Raw genomic sequence first — 24,842 nt, forward strand, 5'->3', positions numbered from 1 at the left:
CGTCGCGAGGCGCGCCCTCACCCCAACCCTCTCCCAGGGGGAGAGGGGGCTATCCAGGTAGCGCCGTAGCGTGGAAAACGGCGCAGCCTTTTCCACTGGGGCTTCGTCTCGAGGGGCGCCCTCACCCCAGCCCTCTCCCAGGGGGAGAGGGGGCTATCCAAGCAGCGCCGTAGCGTGGAAAACGGCGCAGCCTTTTCCACTGTGACTGCGTCGCGAGGCGCGCCCTCGCCCCAACCCTCTCCCAAGGGGAGAGGGGGTTATCCAGGCAGCGCTGTAGCGTGGAAAACGGCGCAGCCTTTTCCACTTGGGGCTTCGTCGCGAGGCGCGCCCTCACCCCGACCCTCTCCCAAGGGGAGAGGGGGTTGTCCGAATGCCTAGGTGTACCTCGGGCTGTTGGGCTTCGACGATGGAGTCGTCCCGACCCCACCTGCCTCAGTCCTCGATCCCCATCCGCCGTCTGGCGCGATGCGAGGAGCCGTTGCGCACGGCCCAGCGCAGCACCGGGGCGGTGGCGCCTATGCCCGTGCGAATCAGCTGCCGTTGCAGCGGACCCTGGTGGAAACCCAGCTCCGCGCTGGCCCAGTCGGGCAAGAGGTCGATGCCGGCCCGCATCATCAGGGCGCCGAAGGGCTTGGCCAGGGCGCTGGGCGCGGGCGCCTGCAGCAATACCCGACAGACCTCGCGGCTGCGTTCGTCGCACACCAGCTGCGGGCGGATCGCCTGGTAGTAGGCGGCTATTTCCGCCCGGGAGCGGGGCACGTCGGTCGCGCCCAGGCGTTCGGCGACCAGGGCGATTTCGGCGTAGTAGCGATCCTGTTCGGTGCCCGGCAGTCGGGGATCGAAATAGCGCAGATAGGCCGCCAGGAAGTGACTGACCTCGGCCACATGGACCCAGGTCAGCAGCGCCGGGTCTTCGGCGCTGTAGGGGCGGCCGTCGGCGGCCTGGCCCCGGATATGCCGGTGGATGGCCTTGACCCGGGCGATCAGTCGCTCGGCATCGCCGCGGCTGCCAAAGGTGGTGGCGGCGATGAACTGACCGGTACGCCGCAGGCGGCCGAGCATGTCTTCGCGAAATTTCGAATGGTCCCAGACCCCGGCCAGGGCCAGCGGGTGCAGGGTCTGCATGAGCAGGGCGGCGATGCCACCGATCAGCATGCAGGTGAAGTCGCTGTGCACCCGCCAGGGCACGCTGCCAGGCCCGAACAACCCGGGATCGCCCGGTGGTTGCTCGTAGTCGACCTCGCCTAGGGCCAGTCCGGTAAGGCTCATCACCTGTTGCTCGATACGGCTGCGGATCCGCTCCATGGACTAGCGCGGCAGCAGGTAGAGCGCCGCGTACTGCAGCAGCATGATGGTCTTGCCATCCAGCAGCCTGCCGTCGCGGGCCATGGCCAGGGCCTCGTCGAAGGGCAGTTCCAGCAGCTCGATGTCCTCGCCTTCCTCGTGCAGTCCACCGCCGTCGGCGATGCGTTGGTCGGCGCGGTATTCACCGGCGAAGAAGTGCAACAACTCGGTCACCGAGCCGGGACTCATGAAAGCGTCGAACAGGTGCTGGACGTTGTCCAGGCGATAGCCGGTCTCTTCCTCGACCTCGGCCTTGATGCGCGCTTCGGGGGCGGCCGCGTCGAGCAGGCCGGCGGGGGTCTCCACCAGCAGGCCGTCGTCCAGGCCGTTGCCCAGGGTCGGCAGGCGGAACTGGCGGATCAACAGCACGGTGCGCCGCTCGCGGTCGTACAGCAGGATGGTGGCGCCGTTGCCGCGGTCGTAGGTCTCGCGGGTCTGGCGTTGCCAGCTGCCGTCACGGCGCAGGTAGTCGAAGGTGGTCTTCTTCAGCAGGCCCCAGTCGGCGGAAAGGGTCTCGACCTGCTGGATGCGAATGCGGGAGGTGTCGGGCATGGGGGCTCGTCTGGACAGGAGGCGTCGGGCCACGGTAGCAGAAGCGCTGCCTTTCTGAGGCATGCCCCGTGACCCCGGGTTCCGCCCAGCCGCGAGAAGGGCTGGCCCCCGACGTCTAGAACCAGCGGTCGTTCTTCTTGCGACCCCGGGTCATGGACGGCAGGATCAGGCCGGCCAGCAGGCCGGCGCCGGCGATGCTGCCGCCATAGACCATGTACTGCATCAGCGCCTGCTTGTTCTCGTTGCCGAGCTTGGCCTGGGTGCTGCGCAGTTCGGACTGGGCCTGGGTGAGCTGGGCGTCGAGGTCCTTGCGGCGGCTCTCCAGTTCGTCGATCTGCTTCTTGCGCGAATCCAGGGTCTCCTGCATGCCCTGGACGCGATTCTTCCAGCTGTCGTCGATGGTCTTGAGCTGGCCGCTCAATTCGGCCACCTGCTGTTCCAGCTGCGGCAGGCGCTCGGCCTGGCCGGGCTTGGCCTGCAGATCGGCATTGGGAATCCAGACGGTGCTGCCGCCTTCGCCGCGCACTTGGCTGTAGTCGCCCTGGGTGCTGATCAGCTCGACCTTCTGCCCGGACTTGAGGGTGCCGACGATGCGATAGCCATCGGTGGGACCACTGCGGACATAGGTGGTCAGGCTGTCGCTGACCCAGCGGGCAGTGCCTTCCTGGGCCACGGCGGTGCCGGCCAGGGAAGCGAGGGAGGCAGCCAGGCAGAGGCCGAGATGCGGTAGGCGGGAGAGCAGGCGAGTTGGGGACATGGGCATGATCGGGTCTGTATGCATGAGCTGAAAAGATGAAGGCCGTGATGAGCAAGCCGGATTATTGTGGGGCAGTACCCTAGCAAGCCGCCGCGATCTATCCGCCAACCCGTAGCGCCCTCTGTTCGAGACGGTGAAGCAGTTCAAGCTTTGGCGGCGGAAAGCGACGGCCAGTGTCATCTTGCCGCCATGGGGTAGGCGGTAAAAGCGGCAAAGCCGTTCAGGATCTTGCAGCGGCGGTTCAGAGCCGATGGAGCAGATCCAGACTCAGGGCCGCGAGCGCGCCCAGGCCGGCGCAGCCAAAGGCCAGCGCCTTGCCCCACCAGCGTTTCCAGGCGATCGCGCCGGCCACCATGCCCACCCCGCAGAGCAACAGGCCGGACTTGAGATAGAAGTCGGACCAGGCGAGCAGCTGATCGATGAAGTCGAAGAGGTCTTGGAATTCCTGCGGCATGGGGCCTCCTGGCGCGCTGGCGCTATTGAGTCGCCGGGGCCGCGGTCGTTCCCTGGCAGTCCGCCGCCAGCAACCGTTCCGCCGAACCCTGGTCGCCCGGCTGGCTGCCCGCGCGACCGGCCAGCAGCAGGAACTGGCGGCTGGCGTCCCGGCTCGGCAAGGCCACCACCGCCAGTGACAGCCGTGGATCCGGCAGCGGATAGGGCGGCCGGTTGGCCAGGGCCTGGAAGAAATCCGCGGCCAGCAACTGGGTTTCGCTTAACCGCCGCGCCTGATAAAGACTGCCCGCCAGCGCCTTTGGCAGCGCGCGCCAGTGTTCGTCCAGAGCGGGCGCCAGCGGCAGGAGCTGCGCGCGCACTTCGGGCCGCAGACAGGCCAGGTGCACATGCAGCTGATCCTGGCTGCGCCCGCTGGGGGCATTGAGGGCCAGGGCGATCCGCTCGTCCGCCACCGGCGCCCGGCCCCAGGCGCTCAGGTACCAGCGCTGGCGCCAGGCCAGACCGAACCAGTTGGGTTGGCCGGGCTGCCACAGCGCCGGACTTTCCAACCCGCGCAGGGATCGCAGCGGTACGAGGATGAAATGCTGTCGCTCACCCGGCGCGCGCAGCACGGCGAAGCCGGGATCCGCCACCACCTGGCGACAGGGCGCCGCCAGACCGGTGAGCCGGGCATTGGGCAGGCAGAGCCCGGTCGTGACCTGGCGCAGCAGGTAGCGGCTGGCACAGCCCGTCAGCGCCATGCCCAGCATCAGCAGCGACAGCAGACGCCGCCACGACGAGCGGCCGCCGGTCGGCAGCGAACAACTGCGCGCGCGGCGCTTCCAATGGCTATCAGGGCAACGCACTGGGAGATCAGTCATGGCCAATGGTTGGGCCGGAGACGGCGCGGTTCAGGAACAGATCGACAGCACGGTGGACGATGCAGTGCAGCGCGCCCGTAGCCGTCTGCATCGGGGCGCGAGCCTCACCCATTGCGAGGAGTGCGGCGACGCCATCCCCGAAGCACGCCGCCAGGTGGTACCGGGCGTGCGCCTGTGCATCCGCTGCCAATCCGAGCAGGACGCCGAAGACCAGCGCGCCGGCGGCTACAACCGGCGGGCGAGCAAGGACAGTCAGTTGCGCTAGGGCCGAGCGCGTGAACGCCGGGCCGATTTCCAGCCACTGGCGCAGCCCCAGCTCGACGTCGCCCGGCATCAGGGCGCTGCCGGGATCTGCAGGCCGCGTTGCACCGCCGGGCGGGCGAGGAAGGCGTCGAGGGCGCGACGCACCTCGGGGAAGTCGTGGAAGCCGACCAGGTCGGCCACCTGGTAGACCTCCAGCAGGGCGCGGATCCAGGGGAAGGTGGCGATGTCGACGAGGCTGTAGTCCGCGCCCAGGATCCAGGCGCGGCCCTTGAGCTGGCCATCCAGCACGCCGAGCAGGCGCCGGGCTTCGGCTGCATAACGCTCGCGGGGACGGGGGTCCTCAATGTCCTTGCCGGCGAATGTGGTGAAGAAGCCGAGCTGGCCGAACATGGGACCGATGCCACCCATCTGGAACATCAGCCACTGGATGGCCTGGTAGCGCCGCGCCGGATCCTCCGGCAGCAGGCGCCCGGTCTTTTCCGCGAGATAGAGCAGGATGGCGCCGGATTCGAACAGCCCCAGGGGTTCGCCGCCAGGGCCGTCGGGGTCGAGGAGGGCGGGGATCTTGTTGTTGGGGCTCAGGGAGAGGAATTCCGCGGTGTGCTGGTCGTCCTTGCCGAAATCGATGCGATGCACCTCGTAGGGCAGGCCGAGTTCTTCCAGCAGGATGGCGACCTTGACGCCGTTGGGCGTGGGCAGCGAATAGAGTTGCAGGCGCTCGGGATGCCGAGCCGGCCAGCGGTGGGTGATGGGAAAGCGCGACAGATCGGCCATGGTGGACTCCTGGCAAGGGGGCGGTTCTGGTGAGACCGGCCGGCGCGGCCCGGGTTGCCAGGCCTCGAGCGAAGCGGAACTTAGCGCGATGCCCACCTCTCCATCTGAGGAGTGCCTTCAGCCCCGCACCGAGGATTTCCCATGCTTCCCCACAGCCAGCAGGGCAGCGGTTCGCCCACCTTCGTGCTCATGCACTTTCTCGGTGGCTCGCACCGTACCTGGTTTCCCACCGCCCCCTACCTGGATGGCGAACATCGCTGCGTGGCGCTCAATACGCCGGGCTTCGGCGACGCCGCCGAAGTCGAGGGCTACAGCGTGGCCGAGATGGCCGATCAGGTGGATGCCAGCATCCGCGCCCTGGGTCTTACGCGTTGCATCCTGGTCGGCCATTCGATGACCGGCAAGGTGGCCGTGGTGCTGGCGGCGCGCCGACCGGAATATCTGGTCGGGCTGATCCTGGTAGCGCCTTCGCCGCCCGGACCGCAGCCCATGAGCGAGGCGGATCGCGATGCCCAGCGCGCCTATGGCAAGAGCCGGGCGGAAGCCGAGGCCTTCGTCGACGAATCCAGCGCCCACCGCCTGCCCGATGCCATCCGCGAGGTAGTGATCGCCGATGCCCAGCGGCTGAATCTGCAGGCTTGGCGCGCCTGGGTCGATCACGGCAGTCGCGAGGACTGGAGCGAGCGGATCGACACCCTGGACTATCCGGTGCTGCTGGTCTGCGGCGCCGACGACCAGCAGGTGCCGGGGCCGGACGAGCAGCGCCGCACCACCCTGGCGGCCTTTCCCAACAGCCGCCTGGAGGTCATCCCCGGCGCCGGCCACCTGATGCCGCTGCAGACGCCCCAGGCCCTGTCGCGGCTGATGCTCGACTTCGCCCGGGAGCTCTGACCGGTGGATTCGCTGACCCAGGCCGTGCTCGGCGCCACCGTCCAGACCGCACTCCTGGGTCGCTGGCAGGGGCGGCGCGCCATCCTCTATGGCGCCGCCCTGGCCACCCTGCCGGATCTCGATGTGGTCATCGACTACGGCGATGCGGTCAAGGAGATGACCTATCACCGCGGCTTCAGCCATTCGCTGTTCGTGCTGACCGGACTGGCGCTGTTGCTGACGGGGATCTGCGGTCGCTGGCGCGATCCCGGCTACAGCCAGGGACGCCTGTTCCTGACGCTCTGGCTGGTGCTGGTCACCCATCCCTTGCTGGATGCCTTCACCACCTATGGCACCCAGTTGTTCTGGCCGCTGCCGACGACCCCGGTGGCCTGGTCCAGCGTCTTCATCATCGATCCGCTCTATACCCTGCCGCTGCTGGCGGCGGTGCTGGCCGGGCTGCTGATCGGCCCGCGCGGACGCTCGCCGCGGCTGGCCGTGGCGGCGCTGGCGTTGTCCACCGTCTATCTGGGCTGGACCCTGGTGGCCAAGTACGCCGCCGAGCGCCAGGTGCGCCAGGTACTGGCGGCCCAGGGGCAGGCGGATGCCCGCCTGTTCAGCGCGCCGCTGCCGTTCACCAGCCTGCTCTGGCGGGTCATGGTGGATGACGGACCCGAGCGCTACCGGGAGACCTGGGTGGGACTGTTCGACGAACGCCCACCCGCCTTGATCCCCCTGCCACGGGGTGGCGAACTGGCGCCGATCCTCGCCGATTCGCCGGCCGAGCAGCGGCTGCGCTGGTTCACTGATGACTGGCTGCGTTACGACCGCCTGGGCAACGACCTGGTGGTGACCGATCTGCGCCTGGGCGCCACCGGCTACCACACCTTTCGTTTCGTCCTGGCTCAGCGCGAGGCGAGCGGTTGGCGACTGGTCGCCGAGCCGTCGTTGTGGCCGCGCGAGCGAGGGGGCCGCGAACAGCTGGCGGTGGTCTGGCGCAGACTCTGGCATCCGGAGCTGCCATCGCCAGTGGCGGACTGGGCCGCGCGACTGTCGCGCCTGCCGGACTGACGCCAGGCCTCCAGCAGCAGTCGCCACCAGGGGCGCCGGGCCTCGCGCAGGGCGGTATGGCGGTCCAGGCCGACATCGGCCAGTTCCCGATCGGTAAGCTCCGGCAGGATACGGCGGGTGGTCAGCTGGCGCTGGAACAGCAGCCAGCAACCGCTGGCGCGCGTCTGGTCGTGAAGGCTGGGGTCTCTGGGCATGGCGTCTCTCCTGGGCTGTCTCCATGCTCCGCCGCCAGCCGCTTCAGGGGCAGATCCAACCCGATGGGTTGTCCGCCATACAGCTGCCTTACAGCGCTCAGCTGTATGGTGCGCGGCGTGGCCATCTGTATGGCGCGCGATGCCTGTCTGCGCCGCTATAGTCCGGGCATGAATCGCTATCAGCTGTTGGCCGATGCCCTCGGCCGCCGTATCGAACAGGGCCTCTATCGACCGGGCGAACGCCTGCCGTCGGTGCGCGCCCTGGCCCAGGAGCACGGGGTCAGTCTGGCCACGGTGCAGCAGGCCTATCGGCTGCTGGAAGACCGCGGCCTAGTGGAGCCCCGGCCCAAGTCCGGCTATTTCGTCCGCTTGGAGCGACGCGCCATCGAATTGCCGCGGGTGACCCGGCCGGCGCGCTGGCCGGTGGAGGTGTCCGGCTGGGAACCGGTGCGGGAGCTGATGACCTCCACCCCGGATTCGGTGCGGGTGCAACTCGGCCGGGGCCTGCCGGATACCGAGGCGCCGACCCTGGCCCCCTTGCTCGCCGGCATGGCACGCCTGGCGCGGCGGCCGGGCAATGCCGGGCTGTCCTACGACAGCATCCAGGGCGTGGCGGCGCTGCGCGAACAGGTGGCGCGGCTGCAACTGGACGCCGGCTGCGTGCTCACCGCCGATGACATCGTCATCACCAGTGGCGCCCACGAGGCGCTGGCCATCGCCCTGCGCGCCACCTGCCAGGAGGGCGACATCGTCGCGGTGGATTCGCCGACCTTTCACGGGGTGATGCAGACCCTCAAGGGCCAGGGGCTCAAGGCGCTGGAGATCCCTACCGATCCGCGCACCGGCATCAGCCTGCCGGCGCTGGAGCTGGCCCTGGAGCAGTGGCCGGTGCGGGCCATCCAGCTCACCCCCAGCTGCAACAACCCCCTGGGCTACTGCATGCCCGAGGCGAACAAGCGCCAGCTGGTGGCGTTGGCGCGCAAGCATGACCTGGCGGTGATCGAGGACGATGTCTACGGCGACCTGCTCTACAGCTATCCCCGGGGCCGGGCGCTCAAGGCCTTCGACGAAGACGACCGGGTGGTGCTCTGCAGTTCCTTTTCCAAGACCCTGGCGCCGGGTCTGAGGGTCGGCTGGGTGGCGCCCGGGCGCTATGCCGAGCGCATCCTGCACCTCAAGTACATAGGCACCGGCTGCACCGCGCCCCAGCCGCAACTGGCCATCGCCGAATTCATCGCCGCCGGTCACTACACCGTGCACGTCCGGCGCATGCGCGCCCAGTACCAGCGCAATCGCGACCTGATGAGCGCCTGGGTGCAGCGCTACTTTCCCGTCGGTACCCGGGTCAGCCAGCCCCAGGGCAGCTTCCTGCTATGGGTCGAGTTGCCCGAAGCCTGCGACAGCCATCGACTCAATCGCGAACTGCTCGCCCAGAGCGTGCAGATCGCCTGCGGCAGCATCTTTTCCGCCTCGGGCAAGTACCGTAACTGTCTGCGCCTGAACTATGCCCAGGCCCAGCGTCCAGGGATCGAGGAGGGCGTGCGGCGCGTGGGCGAAGTCGCCTGCCGACTGCTCGACGAGGCGCTGCCGCGGTCGCTGGCGACGCTGGCTTAGCCGAGTTCGGCGATCTCGCTGCAATTGCGCCCGCGATGCTTGGCCCGGTAGAGGGCTGCATCGGCTTGCGCCAGCAAGCGAACCGGGACGCCTTCCGCCAGGCGCGGCGTCACCGCCACGCCGAAGCTGGCGGTGACCGGCAGCGCCTCGGTCGGGCCAACGGCAAAGGGCGTGTCGGCGATGCCCTGGCGCAGGCGCTCGGCCAGTGCCAGGGCGTCGGCCGGTTGGGTCACGTCGGCGAGCACGGCGAATTCCTCGCCACCGATCCGGGCAATGCGATCGCCAGGGCGCAAGAGTTCGCGGCAGCGCTGCGCCAGTTGTTGCAGCAGCAGATCGCCGGCGGCATGGCCGTAGGTGTCGTTGATGCGCTTGAAGTGATCGACATCGAAGGCGATCGCTGCCAGCTGCCCGGGCGTGCTGGTCACCCCCTGCGCCAGCTCGCGTTCGAAGGCGCGGCGATTGGCCAGACCAGTGAGGTAGTCGGTTTCCGCGCGGATGCCCAGTTCGGCGATCAGGGCGTCGCGCTCCTGGCGCAGCCGGTCGGCCTGCAGCAGTTCGTCCTCCAGCTGGGCGAAGGCGGCGAACAGGGTGCGCGGATCGTCTTCGGCCACCGTCCCCAGCGGTCGGGCGCGCCGGCTGAGGCTGAGCAGCCGCTGGGTATTGGCCAGCAGCGGCGTCAGCAGGCGCAGCTTGAGCAACAGCAGGCCGGTACCCAGCGCCAGCAGGATGCCCACCGCCGCGGCGATGGTCAGCAGCAGCCGCAGCTGGGCCTCGCGGGCCAGGGCGTCGGCTTCCTCGCGGGCCAGGCTCAGGGCTTCGTCGCGCAACTCCAGGATGCTGACCATGGTCGGGACATAGCCCCGGGCGAAGCTGGCCGCACTGGGCGCCGTGCCGGTCGCCAGGGCGGCGAGGGTCTGGTGGTACCAGTCCAGGCCTTCGCCCAGGTAGCGCTCCTGCACCTGCACGAAACGATCGCGTTCGGGGCGACCGGGGGCCAGATTGAGATTGCTGCGCAGGAGGTCCATCAGCTGGTTGATGCGGCCCTGGGTCTGCAGCAACTGGACCTGTTCCGCGCCGCTGGGCAGGCGCTGCGCCTGCAGCGCGGGGGTCAGCAGCGAGCCCAGGCGTCCGGCGGTGTCGCGCAGGCGCGCGGCCAGCTTGGCATTGACCAGGTAGATGGCCACGGCCGGGCTGCGCTGGATGAGGTCGTGCAGGGTGAGGTCGGCGGTGATGAAGTTGCTGTCGAGGGCGCGGAACATGCCCTGGACCAGGGTGGCGATGTCCTGGGGCGCGGGATCGTCGGGCGTGGCCCAGAGGCGCTGTTCGACCCGGGCACGCGCCTGCAGCAGCGCCTGATAGCCGTTTGCCGCCTGCTCGGCGGTCACGCTGCATTGCTGGCAGTCCTGCAGCAGGTCTTGCAGACGAGCGAAGCGCTGATCGCTCAGGGCTCGGGCGCGCGCCAGCTCACGGCTATCGCCACCACGACCGCCGAGCAGGGCATTGGTCGGGCCACGCTCGGCGGAGACGGCTTCCACCAGCCGCAGCGCCTCTGCGTAGACCGGCAACTGATCCCGGGTCAGGCGCATGCCTGTCGAATTCTCATGGGCCTGCCGCACGAGCAGGGCCATGCCGCAGGCAGTGGCGAGCGAGGTCACCACCAGCAAGGCATTGATCAGTCGATTGAGGTGAACGGTCAGCAGAAAACGGCCAGACATCAGGCGACACCGAAGCGAGCATGCCCAGGAGGCGAGCCGATTCCGGACAGCGGGGGAGTCAGGCTCTCAAGGTGCGCCGATCTTAAAAGGTCTAGCTTTCAAAACGTATACAGGCGGGCGCGGGCGGATTGGTTATTGCGTAAACGGTCGTGCCGGGAGCACGAGTGGCATGGCGATCACGAAACCTTGTCAGGCAGACGAGGTAGTACCCACCCTCTACACTGGCGCTTTTCGCGAGGTCCTGCCATGCCACCCCGTATCTATCTTGCCGGCCCCGAGGTCTTTCGTCCCGACGCCGTCGCCCAGGGCGAGGCGCTCAAGGCACTGTGCGCCCGTCACGGCTGCACGGGCCTGTTTCCACTGGACAATGCCATTCCCCCGGAGCTGACCGAGCCGGGGGCGCAGGCCGCCTGGATCTATCGGGAGAATCTGGCGCTGATCAGGCAGGCGGATGGCGTCCTGGCCAGCCTGGATTTCTTTCGCGGCGCCGAGCCCGACAGCGGCACCTGTTTCGAGGTGGGCTACGCCGTCGCCCTGGGCAAGCCGGTGGTCGGCCATGTGCCGGAGGCGGGCAGCCTGGCCGAGCGGATTCGCGCCCGCCATCCCGAGTGGGTGGGCAAGGGGCTGCTGGACCGTGACGGCTGGACGCTGGAGGAATTCGGCCTGCCGCTCAATCTGATGCTGGCGGTGCCGGCCAGCATCGTCGTCGGGGGCCCGGAGGAGGCCCTGGCGGTATTGCGCGAGCGGCTGGGCTAGCGGGGCGGGGGCGTGCAGCCCTCTCCCAGAGGGGAGAGGGGTGGCTGGCGGTCAGGACAGTGGAAAAGGCTGCGCCGTTTTCCACGCTACGGGGCCTTGAGCCGGGGAGGAGCGCGGTTGCAGCGGAGTCAGCCGTGCGCCAGGGCCGCCAGTTCGTCCAGTCCGCTGTGGCCATCGGCATAGGCCGCACGGAAGCTGTCGCGCTGCTGCCAGCGCGCCCAGAAGGCCGCCAGGTGCTCGAAGCGCTCGTCCAGCGGCGTCTGGTTGGTGGGGAACTTGGAAAAGGCGATGGCGGTGCACAGGGTGATGTCGGCGAAGGTCGGCGCTGCGCCGCCCAGCAGCCACTCGCGGCCGTCGGCCAAGTGCCGATCCACCAGCGCGGCGTGCATCAGGGCTTCCTTGCGGCAATGCTCGCCCCATTGCGGGTTATGGGTCAGCTCGAGCTTGTGGCCGAGGCCTTCGTGCTGCACATGGAACATGGTCACGATGCGATAGAGCACATGGACGAAGATGCGGTCGTTCCACATGGCGTCCTGGCCCTGCTCCAGCGGCGTTTCGCCCATGACCTTGCGCCCGGGATGGCTGTTGTCCAGATAGCGGGCGATGGCCGCGCTCTCGGCCAGGTAGCCGCCTTCGGCCAGTTCCAGGGTCGGGGTCTCGCCCCAGGGATTGCGCTTGAGGTGCTGCCACTGGCGTTGCTCGCCTTCGGGCGCCATCTTCAGGATGACCTCCTCGAACTGATCGGCGATGCCCTTTTCATGGATGAACAGCCGCAGCCGTTGCGGGTTGGGGAAGGCGGACGGCGAGGTGAAGAGGCGTAGCTTGGCCATGGCGGGCTCCGGAAGGGACAGTGACGCAACATGCGACTGCGGGCGGTCGTGCCGCGTTCGTCTGAGGTGACCAAGAATGCCGGGCCAGGGCGGGGGAGCAACAGCCAACTCGCTGTATGCCCTCCATGCAAAGAGTCGATTGGTCAGGCCGGCGTTTGGCTCACGAGGCTGGCGACGATTCGTTCGCGCAGCCAGGCATGGGCGGGATCGCGGTGCAGGCGTTCGGGCCAGAGCAGCAGCATGTCGAAGCCCGGGATGGCCAGGGGTGACGGCTGGACCTGCAGGCCGGGATGATTCAGGGCGATCTGGGCGGGCAGCAGGGCCACCAGATCGCTGACCAGCAGGACACTGGCCAGGGTGGCGAAGTGGGGCACCGACAGCACCACCCGCCGCGCGCGGCCCTGTTCCGCCAGCAACCGATCGGTGACGCTGGCGAAGCCGCCGCCGCTCGGCGAGACCAGCGCCTGATCCAGTTGGCAGAAGGTGTCCAGGGACACAGGTTGCTGCAGGGCCGGATGGCCGCGCCGGCCCGCCAGTAGATAGTGTTCGGTGAACAGCAGGCGCTGGCGCAGACCCGCTGCGGCGGTATCGGCCACATCCAGCGCCAGGTCCAGGTGATCCCCCTCCAGCTGTTCCGCGAGCAACGCTGGCTTCTTGTCCAGCAGCGCCAGGCGGATACCGGGCGCCTGCTGACGCAGGTCAGCCAGCAGCGGGGTGAGCAGGGTGGTCGCACTGTGGTCGCTGGCGGCGATGCGCCAGGTTCGCTCGGCGCGGGCCGGTTCGAAGGGGGCGGCCGGTGCCAGGGCGTCTTCCAGCGCAGCCAGTGCCTGGCGCAACGGCTCGCGCAGGGACTCGGCACGCGCCGTGGGGCGCATGCCGCGGGGACCCGGCAAGAGCAGGGGATCGTCGAGCACCTGGCGCAGTCGGCCGAGTTGCAGGCTGACGGTGGGCTGCGCCAGGTTGAGCCGGCGTGCGGCGCGGGTCACGTTGAGTTCGGCGAGCAAGGCGTCGAGGGTGACCAGCAGATTGAGGTCGAGGCGCCTTAAGCTATTGTGCATGGCAATGGCTGCTGTTTCGGCAATTCATTTTCAGCATAGCGCGACCGCTTCTAGTCTGGGCACCTCTTTCTCACGAGGTGATCACCATGAAGGTCCTGCTGGTCTACGCCCATCCCGAACCCCGGTCGCTCAACGGCGCGCTGCGCGACTTCGCCGTGGCCCATCTGCAGGCGGCCGGCCATGAGGTCCAGGTCTCCGATCTCTATTCCATGGGTTGGAAGGCCACCCTGGATGCCGCGGACGCCCCGCACCTGGCATCCGGCGAGCGTTTCGATGCGGTCCTCGATTCCCAGCGCGCCTATGCCAGTGGTGGACAACCGGCGGATATCGCCGCCGAGCAGGCCAAGCTGCTATGGGCCGATGTGCTGATCCTGCAATTTCCGCTGTGGTGGTTTTCCCTGCCGGCCATCCTCAAGGGCTGGGTGGAGCGGGTCTATGCCTGTGGCTTCGCCTATGGGGTGGGCGAGCACAGCGATAGCCACTGGGGCGATCGCTACGGCGAAGGCACCCTGGCCGGCAAGCGCGCCATGCTGGTGGTGACCTGTGGCGGCTGGGAATCACACTACAGCGCGCGTGGGATCAACGGGGGCCTGGATGACATCCTCTTTCCCATCCAGCACGGCATCCTCTTCTATCCCGGTTTCAGCGTGCTGCCGCCGTTTCCGGTCTATCGCACGAGCAAGGTCGACGCGGTCGCCTTCGAGCGGCTGTGCCAGGCCTATGGGGCACGGCTGGATGGGCTGGCCACGGACACACCCCTGGCGTTCCGGCGGCAGAATGGCGGGGACTACGAGATTCCGGCGCTGACCCTGAAGCCCGAGCTGGCGCCGGGGCGGACGGGGTTGGGGGTTCATCTGCGGGAGAAGTGAGGGTTGGCGCGGCCTGGTTTCCGTGGCTCGGGGCTCAACGGCGGGGCTGGGCCTGGGGTGGTGTTGGGCTTCGCTACGCTCAACCCAACCTACGATGCTTCCCTCACCCCAGCCCTCTCCCAAGGGGAGAGGGGGCGGTTACATGCAGTGCATGGACTGCAGCGAAGTTGGCCTGGTCGAGACAGTGGAAAACGCTACGAGCTGTAGGGTGGACGACGGCGCAGCCTCGTCCACGCGAATCTCACAAGGCAAGCCTCAGTTGGCTCTCTTGCTGTCCACCTGATCCAGACGGCCGCCGCGGAAGGTGAGGAAGTACAGCATGCCGTTCCAGGGGCCGTAGGCCCATTCCTCGACGAATTCCACCTGGCGATAGCCGTAGCCATCGGTGACCTGGCGTTCGCCCAGCGGCGTGACGCTCAGCGGATCGCCGCACTTGCCGCGGACCTCGTGGGTGGTGGAGCCGGTGGAGACCAGGGCGCTGCCGCAGCGCAGCGACGCGGCCTGACTAGTGCTGGTGGCGAGCAGGAGCAGCAACAGCAGGGGGCGCAGGTTCATTGGCGCTGGAACTCGATGCGAGAGAGGCGATTGGCTTCGAAGGTGAGAATGTAGTTGGCGCCGTTCTTGGGGCCGTACACCCATTCTTCGATCACCGCCTCGCGGCGTTCGTTGCGGCCCAGTTCGTAGCCCACCAGGTCGCGATGGGCGGGTTCGCCGCATTTCTGCAGCACTTCGAAGGCGCGATCACCCCGGCTGACCAGGGCGTTGCCGCACCTCATGGAATCGGCGGCGGCGCCGGTGGCGACCAGCAGGGTGAGGGCGGCGAGCAGGCAACGCATGGGGGTCTCCTGACCGGTCAGAGCACCCCGAGCTGCAACTGCGCGGCCGTGGGCGATTCGCCGGATTGGGCTTGAGTGCTGACGTCCAGCAGATAGACCCGCTGGGCGTCCAGTTTCGCCGTGTCCACCAGGTAGGTCTTGATGGCGCCCGCGCGCTGCTGGGCCAGGCTGCGCAGGAGGCCGTCGTTGCCGCTCCAGGCTTCGAGCACCGCCTGGCGCAGGCGCGCCGTGCGGGTGGCATCGTCAAGACTATCCCATTCCTGCGGCGGTTGCGCCTGCAGTCGCAGGCGGTACAGGCCTTCCAGCAGGGGCGCGCGCATGTCGGCGGGCACCTGCAACTGGCTGGGATCGGCCGGGACCTTGTCACCACGACGCTGCAGCAGGTTGAAGTACTGGGTCTGGAAGTCCTTTTCCAGCTGGCTGGCGGCCAGGGCGCGACCATCGCTGGCGGCACCAGCATGCCCCTTGACCTCGACCGTCAGCTGCGGCCGCTGGCGCAGGGCCGCGGCCAGCTTGTCCAGTTCGCCGCGGGCCTGGGCCGAGAGGCTGGTGCTGCCGGGGGCGAAGTCGATGGCGCTGAGATCCGCCTCGTGCCCGCCGACCAGTCCCGCCAGCATGCGGAAGGGCGCCTGGACGGCGCGGCTGAGCACATTGCGCAGGGTCTGCCAGACCACCGGCATGACGCTGAAGTTGGGGTCGGCGAGATTGCCCGCCACCGGCAGGCGCAGGTCGATGCGACCGTGGCTGTCCTTGAGCAGGGCCACCGCCAGGCGCACCGGCAGGTCCACGGCGTCCTTGCTGTCCACCCGCTCGCCCAGTTCCAGCTGGTCGAGCACCACGTGGTTCTGCGCCTGCAGTTTGCCGTCGTCGATGCGGTATTGCAGATCCAGGTCGAGGCGCCCCTTGCGCACCGCGTAGCCGGCGAACTTGCCGGTATAGGGCGACAGGGTGGTGAGTTCGACCTGGCGGAAATAGGCGGTCACGTCCAGCTGCTGCAGGGGATCGAGGGGATCGAGGCGGCCCTTGATCTCCACTGGGGCGAAGCGATCGACCTTGCCGGCGAGGTGGATGTCGGCCGGCTTGGAGGCGGCGGTGTCCAGGGTGCCGATGCCGCCTTCCAGGGACTGGATGTTGGTGGCGAAGCCGGGCTTCAAGCTGTTGTCGGCGAAGTCGGCGCTGCCGTCCCTGATGCTTACCCCGCCGATGCGGATCTGCAGCGGTGGCGAGCTGTCCTTCGACTCGGTTTTCGGCTGGGGGACCAGCAGGGCGCTGAAGTTGTTGCTGAGGTCTTCGTTGATCACCAGGGTGCCATAGGGCTTTTCCAGGTCGATCCTGTCGATCACCAGCCGCTTGCCCAGTTCGAAGGCGATGCCCTGCACGTCCAGCCGCTGCCAGCGCATGAAGTCCTGCTGGTGCAGGGTGTCGAGCACATGCACCTGGGTGACCTGCGCCGCGCCGCTGACGGTGAGACCCAGGGGTTCGCCCGGGGCCAGGGCCACCTTGAGCCGGCTGGCCAGCTGGCCGCTGCGGATCTCCAGGCGCACATAGGGGCTGAGATAGGGCTGAGCCTGGCGCAGGTTGAGTTCGTCGATGCCGATGTCGAAGCTGCCCTGCAGCGGTGTCAGCGCCAGCTGGCCATCGGCGGTGATGCGCCCGCGATCACCCAGGGTGGTCTTGAGCGCCAGGTCGAAGGGCTTGCTGCCGGCGCTGTCGAAGCCTTTCACGGCCAGGTCCAGGCCGCTGAAGTAGAGACTGGCCGGCTCCTGGGGCACGCGGTCCACCAGGTGCAGCTGGTTGTCGCTGAGCTGGGCGTCGTCGAGGCGCACGCGCCAGCCCGGGCCGCCGCTGCTCGGGGCGTCGCTGGCGGGGAACAGCTTCTGCCAGTCGAGCGTGCCGCCCTGCTCGCGATTGCCCCAGGCATCCAGGCCATTGCCGCGCAGGCGGGCGATGCTGACCTCGCGCTGCTGCAGATCCAGGGCGATGCCCTCGGCGGCCAGGCGCTTGAAGCTGGCCTTGGGTTCGGCGTTCACCGCCTGCACGGCGACGTCGTCCAGCGCCAGGCGGCCCTGGCTGAGCTGCAGTTGCAGGGTCTTGCTCAGGTCCAGGCGGTAGTGGGCGCTGGCTTCCAGCCGCCCCTTGCCCAGCGCCAGGGGCAACTGGTTGCGTACATAGGGCCACCAGGGCGCGAGGCTGACGCCCCTGAGGGTCAGTTCACCTTCGCTGCGCAGCGGCAAGAGATCCAGGCTGCCCTTCCAGGTGAGCTGGCCGCCCTGGGCGGTGGTGGCGGTCAGTGCCAGCTGGCCGGGGGCGTCGCCGCTGCGGGTGCGGAACTCCTGCAGGGTGGCATCCAGGGGGGTGAAGGTGGCTTCCACCGGCTGGGCGCCCTGGGCGTCGAGGAAGTGCAGCCGGCCACCGACCAGGGCGATGCGCTCGATGTGTACCGGGAAGGGTTGGCCGGGCTCCGTGGCGGCCGGCGTCGGCGTGACGGGGGTAGCGGGCTCGCTGCGCCAGAGCTGGGCCAGATTGACCTGGCCGCCCTTGGCGATGCGCAGATCGACCTGGGGCTGGTCGAGGCGCACCTCGGTCAGGTGCAGGGTGCGCCGCCAGAGGCTGTCCCACTGCAGATCGGCCGAGAAGCCTTCGGCGGCGATTACAGGATGCTCAGTCGGGCCGATCAGCAGCTTTTCGGCGTGCAGCTGCAGGGTGAAGGGATTGAACCTCAGCGCCTGCAGACTGGCCGGCTGGGTGAGGCGCTCGGCCAGCGTCTGGTTGAGGTAGTGCAGGGCGAGGCGCGGTCCGACCAGGAATCCGAGCAGACTGTAGAGGGCCAAGAGCACGAGCAGCACGAGGCTCGCTTTCACAATTCTGGACATGCAGGCATCTGGGACGGCGAAGGTGCCCGGATTATGGCACGGCGCTCCCGGCGGCGAGGGCGCTGGCCGTCCCAAAAGCACTGCTGGCTATGCGAGCCATCAGGGACACGATTACAGGAGCGGTTGCAGGATCGCTCACATTTTCGCCAATCCGGACGAGTGGCGCGGACGCACGACCGATCAGTGGTCAGGTGGATGGGAAGGCTTCTGGTAGAGGCGTCGGGGCCTTTGCCGAAGGCTCTAACACGGCACTTTGCCATGATCCGCCCGTCGCTCCAGATTAAGTTTGACTTAAGGACCGCCGACTAGTCTCGCGAACAGGTTGCATTCTCAGGGAGGGGAGACGGTGACGGGCTCAGCGGCTCGCGGCGTGACGACAGGACGGCCAGGGCAACCGCGAATCGAGAATCCGCGTCGCCGGGAGTAGCAGATGTCCAGTCCGATCCAGCTCCATTCCATCCAGAAGAAGATCCAGTTTCTGCGCACCACCTTCAGCTATGTCGGCTGGTCGCTGTTCGGTCTGCTGCTGTGGGACGTGGCGGTGACGGTGGACGCCATGCTGTTCGTCGACGATCGCTTCGACCTGCCGCTGACGCCCCTGACCCTGTTGTGCTCGGCGCTGGTGGTGCTGATCAGCTTTCGCAACAGCAGCGCCTACGCCCGCTGGTGGGAGGCCCGCACCCTGTGGGGCGCCATGGTCAACAGCTCGCGCAGCTTCGGCCGCCAGGTGCTGACCCTGATCGACGACCAGGGCAAGGCGCAGAACCGGGTCAAGGCGGTGCTCCTGCGTCGGCACATGGGCTATCTGCACGCCCTGCGCGCCCAGCTCAAGCGCCAGGATCCGGCCCAGGCGGCCGCGCCCTATCTGGCCCGTCATGAACTGGCGCTGGCCGAAGGCAGCCTCAACTTCGCCAATGACATCCTCGCCGGCACCGCCGAGCTGATCGCCAGCGAATACCGCCAGGGCCGGCTGGACAGCATCCGCCTGGCGCGGCTGGAAGAGACCCTGGTGGACATGTCCAACTGGCAGGGCGGCATGGAGCGTATCGCCAACACCCCCTTGCCCTATCCCTACGTCTGCTTTCCGCAACTGTTCAGCTTCCTGTTCTGCATCGCCATGCCGCTGGGCCTGGTCTCCACCCTCGGCTGGTTCACTCCGTTGGTGTCCACCGTGGTCGGCTTCATGCTGCTGGCCCTGGAGCGCATCGGCAGCGATCTGCAGGCGCCCTTCGCCGACAGCCAGCACCAGATCACCATGGACAAGCTGTGCGCCACCATCGAGGCCAACCTGCTGTCGATGCTGCGGCCGCGCAGCGAAGAGGGCAGTGCGGTGGCCCTGGCCCAGCCCGAGGCCGACGCCGCACCGAGCCGACGGGTGGCCTGACCGGCGGCGTCAGCCGGGGAGAGCGGGGCAGGTGGGACGGAAAACGTGCGGAAAGTCCCGCGCCAGAGGCATTTCTTTCGTGAGGGCACGGCACTAGCGCCGCTTCGCTCCGGTCACATTTTGCAATCTCCCCTGGCAGCGGTGGTTGGCTGGGGCCCAGCGGCGCATGCCGTGGGTCGCTGGCGGGCCGGGGCGAGAGGTGCCGTGGGACCTGCGTCCCGCGACCTATATCTCGCTACGGATGCCCGCTCATGTCCGAAACCCGTCTCCCGACCGCCGGGGCCAGCGCCGAACCCTCGCGCCGCGCGCGCCATGCCCTGGATGCCCTGAACTTCACCCTGGCCGACGTCCGCGACGGCCTGGGCCCCTATCTCGCCATCTACCTGATCGCCGTGCGCGGTCCGGGGGAGGGTTGGAACGAGGCCACCGCCGGTTTCATCATGACCCTGGCCGGCATCGCCGGGCTGATCGCCCAGACCCCCGCCGGCGCCCTGATCGACCGCACCCGCCACAAGCGCCTCATGGTCGGCGTCGCCGCCCTGGTGGTGACGATCTGCAGTGTGCTGCTGCCCTTCGTCTCCAACTTCTATGTGGTGGCGGCCACCCAGTCGCTGGCCCATGCCGCGGCGGCCATCTTCGCCCCGGCGCTGGCGGCCATCACCCTGGGCATCGTCGGACCCAAGGCCTTCACCAAGCACATCGGCCGCAACGAGGGCTTCAACCACGCCGGTAACGCCGTCTCGGCGGCCCTGGCCGGTGGCCTGGCCTATTTCTTCGGTCCCACCGTGGTGTTCTGGCTGATGGCGTTGCTCGCGGCGGCCTCCATCGTCGCCATCGTCCGCGTACCCCAGGACGAGATCGACGATGACCTGGCCCAGGGGCTGGGCGAGGAAAACGGCGCCCGCGATGCCAAGCCGGTGTCGGCCTGGCAGGCGCTGCTGGCCAATCGCAAGCTGCAGCTGCTAGCGCTGCTGGCCGCCATCTTCCACCTGGCCAATGCCGCCATGCTGACCTCGGTCGGCCAGCAGCTGACCCATATCGTCGGCAAGGACAGCGCCACCTCGCTGGTGGCCGTCTGCATCGTCGCCGCCCAGTGCGTGATGGTGCCGGTGGCCATCCTGGTGGGGCGCAAGGCCGACGCCTTCGGGCGCAAGCCGATCTTTCTCTTCGCCTTCGCCGTGCTGGCGATCCGCGGTGTGCTCTACACCTTTTCCGACAGCCCCTACTACCTGGTGGCGGTGCAGCTGCTCGATGGCATCGGCGCCGGGATCTATGGCGCCCTGATGCCGGTGATCGTCGCCGACCTGACCCGTGGCAGCGGACGCTTCAACGTCAGCCAGGGCGCCATCGCCACCGCCCAGGGGCTGGGCGCGGCCATCAGTGCCACCATCGCCGGGATCATCATCGTCCGCTTCGGCTATGCGGCGGCCTTCACCACCCTGGCGGCGATCGCCGCGGTGGGCTTCGTGCTCTATCTGCTGCTGATGCCGGAGACCCGCGACGAGCACGTCGCCGGAGAGGCGGCGCGTTCCACCGGTACTGTGGTGGGAGGCTGAGATGGCACGCCAGGATGATTTTCTCGCCTTCGCCCATATCGGCGACCTGCACCTGACCACCGCCGAGGCCGACAACGCCCGGGACCTGCAGACCCTCCTGCAGCGCCTGCGCGGGTGCACCGAACTGGATTTCGTCTATCTGCCCGGGGACAACGCCGACAACGGCACCGCGGAGCAGTACCGGCTGCTCAGGCGGCTGCTGGACGACTTTCCGCTGCCGGTAACGGTGATCACCGGCGACCACGACATGGAGGGCGGCGATCTCGGCCCCTTCTATGCCGAGTTGAAGGTGCCGCAACTGCCTTATTCCAGGGAGGTGGGCGGCGTGCGTTGCCTGTTCCTCGACATGTGCGGACCGGGCACCGGCGGCCCGGATTTCCGCCTTGGTAGCGAGCAGCTGCAGTGGCTGGAGCAGGAGTTGCACGAGGCGACCCGGCGGGAGCAGCGTTGCGTGGTCTTCATGCACAGCTATCCGGCGGACCTGCAGGGGCCCGGCGAAGCCGAGCGGGTGGCGCGGCTGCTGCACGAGGGCCCGGTGCGCCTGGTGGAGATCGGCCATACCCACTACAACGAACTGGCCCACGACGGCGGCGTGCTCTATGCCGCCTGCAGATCCACCGGCCAGATCGAGGAAGGCGGTGTAGGATTCGCGCTGGTCACCCTGGACGGTCCGGCGGTGAGCTGGCGCTTTCGCGAATTGCCCGACGGCTGGCCCTGGGTGCAGATCACCGCGCCTGGCGATCCCCGCCTGAATGGCGTTGGCGTGGCCGAGGGTCACGAGTGCCGGGTGCTGGTGCTGGGCGACGCCGACCTCACCGTCTGCGAATGGCAGTGCGACGACGGCCCCTGGTGGCCGCTGCAGCCGTTGGGCAAGGGTCGCTACCAGGGCGATCGGCCGGTGCCGGAAGGGACGCGGCGGTTGCAAGTGCGGGTCAGGGACTCTCGCGGCGGCGAAGATATCGACCGGCTCGACCTGGACGGCGGTCACCGGCCGCTGGCGGCGCCGGCCGACTGGGGTTCGGATCGCACCCAACTGGGTGAATGGCAGGCCAAGGGCGTGCTGGGGACCCAATTGGGACCCAATCGCAATGGCCGCAAATGGTGAGGTCGGGAGCGCCGACCTCGCGACTCGACTAGAAGGAACAGCTATTCCATGGGGTCCATCGTCACCACTCCCCACGTCCTGACGTGGGTCATCGCCGCCCTGGCCACCCTCGGGGTGGTCTCGCGTCCCTTCGGTCTGCCGGAGGCGCTGTTCGCCGTGGCCGGTGCCGTGCTGCTGGCGCTGTTCGGCCTGTTGCCGCTGGACGGCGTCTGGCACGGCATCGCCAAGGGCACCGACGTCTATCTGTTCCTTATCGGCATGATGCTGCTGGCCGAGATCGCCCGCAAGGAAGGGCTGTTCGACTGGGTCGCCGGCCACGCGGTGCGTGCGGCGAAGGGCTCGGCGCTGCGGCTGTTCGCGCTGGTCTATGGCGTCGGTATCCTGGTCACGGTGTTTCTTTCCAACGACGCCTGCGCCGTGGTGCTGACCCCGGCGGTCTACTACGCCACCCGCGCGGCGAAGGTGAAGAATCCGCTGCCCTATCTGTTTTCCTGCGCCTTCATCGCCAACGCGGCGAGTTTCGTGTTGCCGATCTCCAACCCGGCCAACCTGGTGGTCTTCGCCGAGCACATGCCCGAGCTGAGCCGCTGGCTGGCGCTGTTCACGGTGCCATCGATCCTCGCCATCGGCGCGACCTTCCTCACCCTCTGGGCGACCCAGGCCAAGGTCCTGCGCGCCGAGCAGCTGTCCGAAGGGGGCGCGGTGGATGCGCTGCCCACCACCGGACGCATCGCCGGCTGCGGCCTGATCCTGACCATCCTGGTGCTGCTCGGCGCCTCGGCGCTGGATCTGGAGCTGGGCCTGCCGACCTTCCTGGCCGGCTTCGCCACCTTCCTGGTGGTGGTGGCCTGCAAGCGCGGCGGCGGCCTGGAGTTGCTCAAGCACATCTCCTGGGGCGTGCTGCCGCTGGTGGCCGGGCTGTTCGTGCTGGTGGAGGCCCTGGAGACCACCGGGGTGCTGCAGGCGCTGGCCAATCAGCTGCAGGCCGCTGCCCAGGCGACCCCGGAGCGCGCCGCCTGGGGCGCCGGGTTGCTGGTGGCCTTTGGCAGCAACCTGGTCAACAACCTGCCGGCCGGGCTGCTGGCCGGGGCGGCGGTGCAGGCCGCCCATGTCTCGGAAAAGATCGCCGGCGCCGTGTTGATCGGCATCGACCTCGGCCCCAACCTGTCCATCACCGGTTCCCTGGCGACCCTGCTATGGCTGGCCGCGCTGCGCCGCGAAGGGCTGTCGGTGAGCTTCTGGCAATTCCTCAAGCTGGGCGCCGTGGTGATGATCCCGGCGCTGCTGCTGGCGCTGGCTGCGCTTATCCATCTTTGAGCCAGCTCTGACGGACGGTCCCCAGGCGTAGCGGCGCCGCCGCTGCGCCTGGGGCACTATCGGGGTTCGTCCGCTACGGAGCATCGCCCATGGCCATCGCCCGCTATACCGGCTTCGCCCAGGCCCTGCACTGGCTGACCGTCGCCCTGCTGTGCCTGCTGCTGCCCTTCGTCTGGGTGGCGGAAAACTTTCCGCCCGGGCCGGTGCGCACCCTCTGGTACCTGCTGCACGAATCCACCGGGATCTCGGTGTTCCTGCTGATCCTGATTCGCCTGACCTGGCGCTGGCGGCATCCGGCGCCGCCGACCAATCCCCGCGACGGGCGCCTGCTGCGGCTGCTCGCCGGTCTCAATCACGGCCTGCTCTATGCCGCGCTGCTGCTGATGCCGGTGACCGGCTATCTGATGGCCGGCCAGGGCCAGCCGGTGCCGGTGTTCGGGCTGTTTTCCCTGCCGGGTTTTCCCCGCCATGAAGCCCTCGGCATCCTCGCCAATCGCATCCATGTGGCCGGTCAGTTCGCCGTCTATGGCCTGGTGCTGCTGCACGTGGCGGCGGTGGTCTGGCACGTGGCGATCCGTCGGGACGGGACGCTGGAGCGGATGCTGCCCGAGCAACGCCTCTAGGTTCTGTACGAAAACTGCCTGCACTCGGTGATGCGTCGTTGAAAACCGCTTCGGAATGCTCATTTACCACACGTAAATTCCGCTTCCTCAGCGTTTTTCGCCTCGCCTGACCTTCGTTCGGCGACTTTTCGTACAGAACCTAGGCGCTGCCTTCCACCCGCTGCCGGTCGCGCTCCAGCAGGGCCGGCAGGGTCTCGCGCAGGTGGTCCACCAGGGTGCGGATCTTGGCGTCGAGAAAGCGCCGCGAGGGATAGAGCGCATGGATGTCCAGGGCATAGAGCCGGTGCCCGGGCAGCACCCGTTGCAGACGGCCACTGGTCAGACCCTCGACCGCGGCGTACAGCGGCAGGGCACCGATACCCAGGCCGCTGGCGACGGCCTCGGCCAGGGCGTCGGCGGTGTTGACCTGGAAGGGCGGTCGATCCACCGCCACCTCGGCCAGGCCCTCGGGCCCTTCCAGCAACCAGCGATCCGGCGCCATGGCGCGATTGACCAGCCGCAAGCAGCGGTGCCCGGTCAGCTCCGCCGGGGTGGTCGGTCGGCCCTGGCGTTCCAGGTAGGCAGGCGCCGCGCAGAGCACGCTGTGGGTGCTGCCCAGGCGCGCCGAATGGAAGGCCGAGTCCGGCAGGCCGTCGGCGAGGATCAGCGACAGGTCGTAGCCTTCCTTGAGGATGTCGGTGAAGGTGTTGGTCAGTTGCAGATCTAGGTCGACCTCGGGATAGCGCTCGCCATAGCTGGCCAGACTCTGGATCAGGTAGTGCTGGCCGAGGCCGGTCATGGTGTGGATGCGCAGCCGGCCGCGCGGCACGGCCAGGGCGTGACGAGCCTCGGCATCGGCTTCGTCGAGGTCGGCGAGGATGCGCTGGCAGCGCACCAGGTAGCGTTCGCCGGCTTCGGTCAGGCGCAACTGGCGGGTGGTGCGGTGCAGCAGCCGGGTCTGCAGGTGCTGCTCCAGCTGGCTGACCGCCCGCGACACATAGGCGGTGGTGAGTTCCAGCTGGCGCGCGGCGGCGGTGAAGCTGCCGGTCTGGGCCACGCAGGCGAAGGCGCGCAGATTGAAGAGATGATCCATGGACGGGGCAGGGCGGTGGAAAGGGCCATTGTGGGCCATTACCCGCCCGTTGGTTAACGCTCTTTGCTGTCGCACCCGGCTTAATCGGGGTGGAC

Annotated in this window: 24 protein-coding genes and 1 pseudogene; 11 read left to right on the plus strand and 14 right to left on the minus strand. The window is 68.4% G+C overall.

Annotation, left to right across the window (positions count from 1 at the left end; translation table 11 throughout):
* Positions 1 to 432: 432 nt before the first annotated feature.
* The 5 genes from PSK12I2_RS0121335 to PSK12I2_RS0121355 all read right to left on the minus strand — a co-directional run bounded on the left by PSK12I2_RS0121335 (position 433) and on the right by PSK12I2_RS0121355 (position 3,966).
* Positions 433 to 1,305 (minus strand): oxygenase MpaB family protein, encoded by an 873-nt coding sequence (locus tag PSK12I2_RS0121335; protein WP_027599989.1) that lies wholly within the window; start codon positions 1,303 to 1,305, stop codon positions 433 to 435.
* A gap of 3 nt (positions 1,306 to 1,308) precedes the next feature.
* Positions 1,309 to 1,896: an NUDIX domain-containing protein gene (locus PSK12I2_RS0121340; protein ID WP_027599990.1), complete on the minus strand. Its 588-nt coding sequence runs from the start codon at positions 1,894 to 1,896 to the stop codon at positions 1,309 to 1,311.
* A 115-nt stretch (positions 1,897 to 2,011) separates the two neighbouring features.
* Positions 2,012 to 2,653, minus strand: a complete 642-nt coding sequence (locus PSK12I2_RS0121345) for a TIGR04211 family SH3 domain-containing protein (RefSeq protein WP_371099603.1) — start codon at positions 2,651 to 2,653, stop codon at positions 2,012 to 2,014.
* A gap of 241 nt (positions 2,654 to 2,894) precedes the next feature.
* Positions 2,895 to 3,107: a hypothetical protein gene (locus PSK12I2_RS0121350; protein ID WP_007161022.1), complete on the minus strand. Its 213-nt coding sequence runs from the start codon at positions 3,105 to 3,107 to the stop codon at positions 2,895 to 2,897.
* Positions 3,108 to 3,129: 22 nt separating this feature from the next.
* Positions 3,130 to 3,966, minus strand: coding sequence for a CDP-diacylglycerol diphosphatase (locus tag PSK12I2_RS0121355; protein ID WP_256204017.1), 837 nt, complete (start codon positions 3,964 to 3,966; stop codon positions 3,130 to 3,132).
* Between PSK12I2_RS0121355 and PSK12I2_RS24710 the strand changes: the two genes are divergently transcribed.
* Complete coding sequence (locus tag PSK12I2_RS24710; RefSeq protein WP_027599993.1) at positions 3,965 to 4,231, plus strand: DksA/TraR family C4-type zinc finger protein; 267 nt, start codon at positions 3,965 to 3,967, stop codon at positions 4,229 to 4,231. The genes PSK12I2_RS0121355 and PSK12I2_RS24710 overlap by 2 nt on opposite strands.
* 68 nt (positions 4,232 to 4,299) lie before the next feature.
* On the opposite strand, the gene PSK12I2_RS0121365 is transcribed toward PSK12I2_RS24710, so the two are convergent.
* The gene (locus tag PSK12I2_RS0121365) at positions 4,300 to 5,004 is read right to left on the minus strand and encodes a glutathione S-transferase N-terminal domain-containing protein (RefSeq protein WP_027599994.1); all 705 of its coding nucleotides are present in this window, start codon (positions 5,002 to 5,004) and stop codon (positions 4,300 to 4,302) included.
* A gap of 141 nt (positions 5,005 to 5,145) precedes the next feature.
* Here PSK12I2_RS0121365 and PSK12I2_RS0121370 point away from each other — a divergent pair, with 141 nt between their 5' ends.
* Together PSK12I2_RS0121370 and PSK12I2_RS0121375 are read left to right on the plus strand one after the other, a co-directional pair.
* Entirely contained in the window at positions 5,146 to 5,895 is a 750-nt protein-coding gene (locus PSK12I2_RS0121370; RefSeq protein WP_027599995.1) for an alpha/beta fold hydrolase, read from the plus strand.
* A gap of 3 nt (positions 5,896 to 5,898) precedes the next feature.
* Positions 5,899 to 6,945: a metal-dependent hydrolase gene (locus PSK12I2_RS0121375; RefSeq protein ID WP_027599996.1), complete on the plus strand. Its 1,047-nt coding sequence runs from the start codon at positions 5,899 to 5,901 to the stop codon at positions 6,943 to 6,945.
* Positions 6,946 to 7,031: 86 nt separating this feature from the next.
* On the opposite strand, the pseudogene PSK12I2_RS25655 reads toward PSK12I2_RS0121375, so the two are convergent.
* Positions 7,032 to 7,139: pseudogene (locus tag PSK12I2_RS25655) on the minus strand (hypothetical protein); the annotation flags it as partial.
* A gap of 168 nt (positions 7,140 to 7,307) precedes the next feature.
* Between PSK12I2_RS25655 and PSK12I2_RS0121380 the strand changes: the two are divergent.
* Entirely contained in the window at positions 7,308 to 8,753 is a 1,446-nt protein-coding gene (locus PSK12I2_RS0121380) for a PLP-dependent aminotransferase family protein (protein ID WP_177324671.1), read from the plus strand.
* Here the strand turns inward: PSK12I2_RS0121380 and PSK12I2_RS0121385 are convergent.
* The gene (locus PSK12I2_RS0121385; protein ID WP_027599998.1) at positions 8,750 to 10,468 is read right to left on the minus strand and encodes a diguanylate cyclase; all 1,719 of its coding nucleotides are present in this window, start codon (positions 10,466 to 10,468) and stop codon (positions 8,750 to 8,752) included. The two genes, PSK12I2_RS0121380 and PSK12I2_RS0121385, sit on opposite strands and share 4 nt — an antisense overlap.
* 246 nt (positions 10,469 to 10,714) lie before the next feature.
* On the opposite strand from PSK12I2_RS0121385, the gene PSK12I2_RS0121390 reads away from it, so the two are divergent.
* Complete coding sequence (locus PSK12I2_RS0121390) at positions 10,715 to 11,224, plus strand: nucleoside 2-deoxyribosyltransferase (RefSeq protein WP_027599999.1); 510 nt, start codon at positions 10,715 to 10,717, stop codon at positions 11,222 to 11,224.
* Positions 11,225 to 11,352: 128 nt separating this feature from the next.
* On the opposite strand, the gene PSK12I2_RS0121395 is transcribed toward PSK12I2_RS0121390, so the two are convergent.
* A complete protein-coding gene (locus PSK12I2_RS0121395; RefSeq protein WP_027600000.1) occupies positions 11,353 to 12,054 on the minus strand; it encodes a glutathione S-transferase family protein in 702 nt (233 codons plus the stop codon).
* A gap of 143 nt (positions 12,055 to 12,197) precedes the next feature.
* Positions 12,198 to 13,112, minus strand: a complete 915-nt coding sequence (locus PSK12I2_RS0121400; protein ID WP_027600001.1) for a LysR family transcriptional regulator — start codon at positions 13,110 to 13,112, stop codon at positions 12,198 to 12,200.
* A gap of 86 nt (positions 13,113 to 13,198) precedes the next feature.
* On the opposite strand from PSK12I2_RS0121400, the gene PSK12I2_RS0121405 reads away from it, so the two are divergent.
* Positions 13,199 to 13,981 (plus strand): NAD(P)H-dependent oxidoreductase, encoded by a 783-nt coding sequence (locus PSK12I2_RS0121405; protein WP_027600002.1) that lies wholly within the window; start codon positions 13,199 to 13,201, stop codon positions 13,979 to 13,981.
* A gap of 255 nt (positions 13,982 to 14,236) precedes the next feature.
* Here the strand turns inward: PSK12I2_RS0121405 and PSK12I2_RS0121410 are convergent, their stop codons facing one another.
* The 3 genes from PSK12I2_RS0121410 to PSK12I2_RS0121420 are packed head-to-tail and all read right to left on the minus strand — an operon-like array spanning position 14,237 to position 17,663.
* Positions 14,237 to 14,536: a DUF2845 domain-containing protein gene (locus PSK12I2_RS0121410; RefSeq protein ID WP_027600003.1), complete on the minus strand. Its 300-nt coding sequence runs from the start codon at positions 14,534 to 14,536 to the stop codon at positions 14,237 to 14,239.
* The gene (locus PSK12I2_RS0121415; protein WP_017642680.1) at positions 14,533 to 14,817 is read right to left on the minus strand and encodes a DUF2845 domain-containing protein; all 285 of its coding nucleotides are present in this window, start codon (positions 14,815 to 14,817) and stop codon (positions 14,533 to 14,535) included. Before PSK12I2_RS0121415 ends, PSK12I2_RS0121410 begins: the two co-directional genes overlap by 4 nt.
* Before the next feature lie 17 nt (positions 14,818 to 14,834).
* The gene (locus PSK12I2_RS0121420; RefSeq protein WP_051398783.1) at positions 14,835 to 17,663 is read right to left on the minus strand and encodes a DUF748 domain-containing protein; all 2,829 of its coding nucleotides are present in this window, start codon (positions 17,661 to 17,663) and stop codon (positions 14,835 to 14,837) included.
* Positions 17,664 to 18,120: 457 nt separating this feature from the next.
* Here PSK12I2_RS0121420 and PSK12I2_RS0121425 point away from each other — a divergent pair, with 457 nt between their 5' ends.
* The 5 genes from PSK12I2_RS0121425 to PSK12I2_RS0121445 all read left to right on the plus strand — a co-directional run bounded on the left by PSK12I2_RS0121425 (position 18,121) and on the right by PSK12I2_RS0121445 (position 23,675).
* Positions 18,121 to 19,074, plus strand: coding sequence for a bestrophin family protein (locus tag PSK12I2_RS0121425; RefSeq protein WP_027600005.1), 954 nt, complete (start codon positions 18,121 to 18,123; stop codon positions 19,072 to 19,074).
* A gap of 251 nt (positions 19,075 to 19,325) precedes the next feature.
* Entirely contained in the window at positions 19,326 to 20,630 is a 1,305-nt protein-coding gene (locus PSK12I2_RS24270) for an MFS transporter (RefSeq protein ID WP_037008010.1), read from the plus strand.
* 1 nt (position 20,631) lies between these two features.
* Positions 20,632 to 21,735, plus strand: a complete 1,104-nt coding sequence (locus PSK12I2_RS0121435; RefSeq protein WP_027600006.1) for a metallophosphoesterase — start codon at positions 20,632 to 20,634, stop codon at positions 21,733 to 21,735.
* Between the two features lie 48 nt (positions 21,736 to 21,783).
* Positions 21,784 to 23,052, plus strand: coding sequence for an arsenic transporter (locus tag PSK12I2_RS0121440; RefSeq protein ID WP_027600007.1), 1,269 nt, complete (start codon positions 21,784 to 21,786; stop codon positions 23,050 to 23,052).
* Positions 23,053 to 23,141: 89 nt separating this feature from the next.
* The gene (locus PSK12I2_RS0121445; RefSeq protein WP_027600008.1) at positions 23,142 to 23,675 is read left to right on the plus strand and encodes a cytochrome b; all 534 of its coding nucleotides are present in this window, start codon (positions 23,142 to 23,144) and stop codon (positions 23,673 to 23,675) included.
* Positions 23,676 to 23,814: 139 nt separating this feature from the next.
* Here PSK12I2_RS0121445 and PSK12I2_RS0121450 read toward each other — a convergent pair whose 3' ends face one another.
* A complete protein-coding gene (locus tag PSK12I2_RS0121450) occupies positions 23,815 to 24,747 on the minus strand; it encodes a LysR family transcriptional regulator (protein WP_027600009.1) in 933 nt (310 codons plus the stop codon).
* Positions 24,748 to 24,842: the final 95 nt, after the last annotated feature.

It is taken from the genome of Pseudomonas sp. MOIL14HWK12:I2 (assembly GCF_000510745.1).
Lineage (GTDB): Bacteria > Pseudomonadota > Gammaproteobacteria > Pseudomonadales > Pseudomonadaceae > Chryseomonas > Chryseomonas oryzihabitans.

Coding starts and splice junctions, on each gene's coding strand:
- PSK12I2_RS0121350 (WP_007161022.1), bottom strand. CDS start 3,107: ATGCCGCAGGAATTCCAAGACCTCTTCGACTTCATCGATCAGCTGCTC.
- PSK12I2_RS0121345 (WP_371099603.1), bottom strand. CDS start 2,653: ATGTCCCCAACTCGCCTGCTCTCCCGCCTACCGCATCTCGGCCTCTGC.
- PSK12I2_RS0121450 (WP_027600009.1), bottom strand. CDS start 24,747: ATGGATCATCTCTTCAATCTGCGCGCCTTCGCCTGCGTGGCCCAGACC.
- PSK12I2_RS0121390 (WP_027599999.1), top strand. CDS start 10,715: ATGCCACCCCGTATCTATCTTGCCGGCCCCGAGGTCTTTCGTCCCGAC.
- PSK12I2_RS0121435 (WP_027600006.1), top strand. CDS start 20,632: ATGGCACGCCAGGATGATTTTCTCGCCTTCGCCCATATCGGCGACCTG.
- PSK12I2_RS0121425 (WP_027600005.1), top strand. CDS start 18,121: ATGTCCAGTCCGATCCAGCTCCATTCCATCCAGAAGAAGATCCAGTTT.
- PSK12I2_RS0121400 (WP_027600001.1), bottom strand. CDS start 13,112: ATGCACAATAGCTTAAGGCGCCTCGACCTCAATCTGCTGGTCACCCTC.
- PSK12I2_RS0121385 (WP_027599998.1), bottom strand. CDS start 10,468: ATGTCTGGCCGTTTTCTGCTGACCGTTCACCTCAATCGACTGATCAAT.
- PSK12I2_RS0121440 (WP_027600007.1), top strand. CDS start 21,784: ATGGGGTCCATCGTCACCACTCCCCACGTCCTGACGTGGGTCATCGCC.
- PSK12I2_RS24270 (WP_037008010.1), top strand. CDS start 19,326: ATGTCCGAAACCCGTCTCCCGACCGCCGGGGCCAGCGCCGAACCCTCG.
- PSK12I2_RS0121380 (WP_177324671.1), top strand. CDS start 7,308: ATGAATCGCTATCAGCTGTTGGCCGATGCCCTCGGCCGCCGTATCGAA.
- PSK12I2_RS0121340 (WP_027599990.1), bottom strand. CDS start 1,896: ATGCCCGACACCTCCCGCATTCGCATCCAGCAGGTCGAGACCCTTTCC.
- PSK12I2_RS0121370 (WP_027599995.1), top strand. CDS start 5,146: ATGCTTCCCCACAGCCAGCAGGGCAGCGGTTCGCCCACCTTCGTGCTC.
- PSK12I2_RS0121445 (WP_027600008.1), top strand. CDS start 23,142: ATGGCCATCGCCCGCTATACCGGCTTCGCCCAGGCCCTGCACTGGCTG.
- PSK12I2_RS0121365 (WP_027599994.1), bottom strand. CDS start 5,004: ATGGCCGATCTGTCGCGCTTTCCCATCACCCACCGCTGGCCGGCTCGG.
- PSK12I2_RS24710 (WP_027599993.1), top strand. CDS start 3,965: ATGGCCAATGGTTGGGCCGGAGACGGCGCGGTTCAGGAACAGATCGAC.
- PSK12I2_RS0121335 (WP_027599989.1), bottom strand. CDS start 1,305: ATGGAGCGGATCCGCAGCCGTATCGAGCAACAGGTGATGAGCCTTACC.
- PSK12I2_RS0121355 (WP_256204017.1), bottom strand. CDS start 3,966: ATGACTGATCTCCCAGTGCGTTGCCCTGATAGCCATTGGAAGCGCCGC.
- PSK12I2_RS0121415 (WP_017642680.1), bottom strand. CDS start 14,817: ATGCGTTGCCTGCTCGCCGCCCTCACCCTGCTGGTCGCCACCGGCGCC.
- PSK12I2_RS0121405 (WP_027600002.1), top strand. CDS start 13,199: ATGAAGGTCCTGCTGGTCTACGCCCATCCCGAACCCCGGTCGCTCAAC.
- PSK12I2_RS0121410 (WP_027600003.1), bottom strand. CDS start 14,536: ATGAACCTGCGCCCCCTGCTGTTGCTGCTCCTGCTCGCCACCAGCACT.
- PSK12I2_RS0121395 (WP_027600000.1), bottom strand. CDS start 12,054: ATGGCCAAGCTACGCCTCTTCACCTCGCCGTCCGCCTTCCCCAACCCG.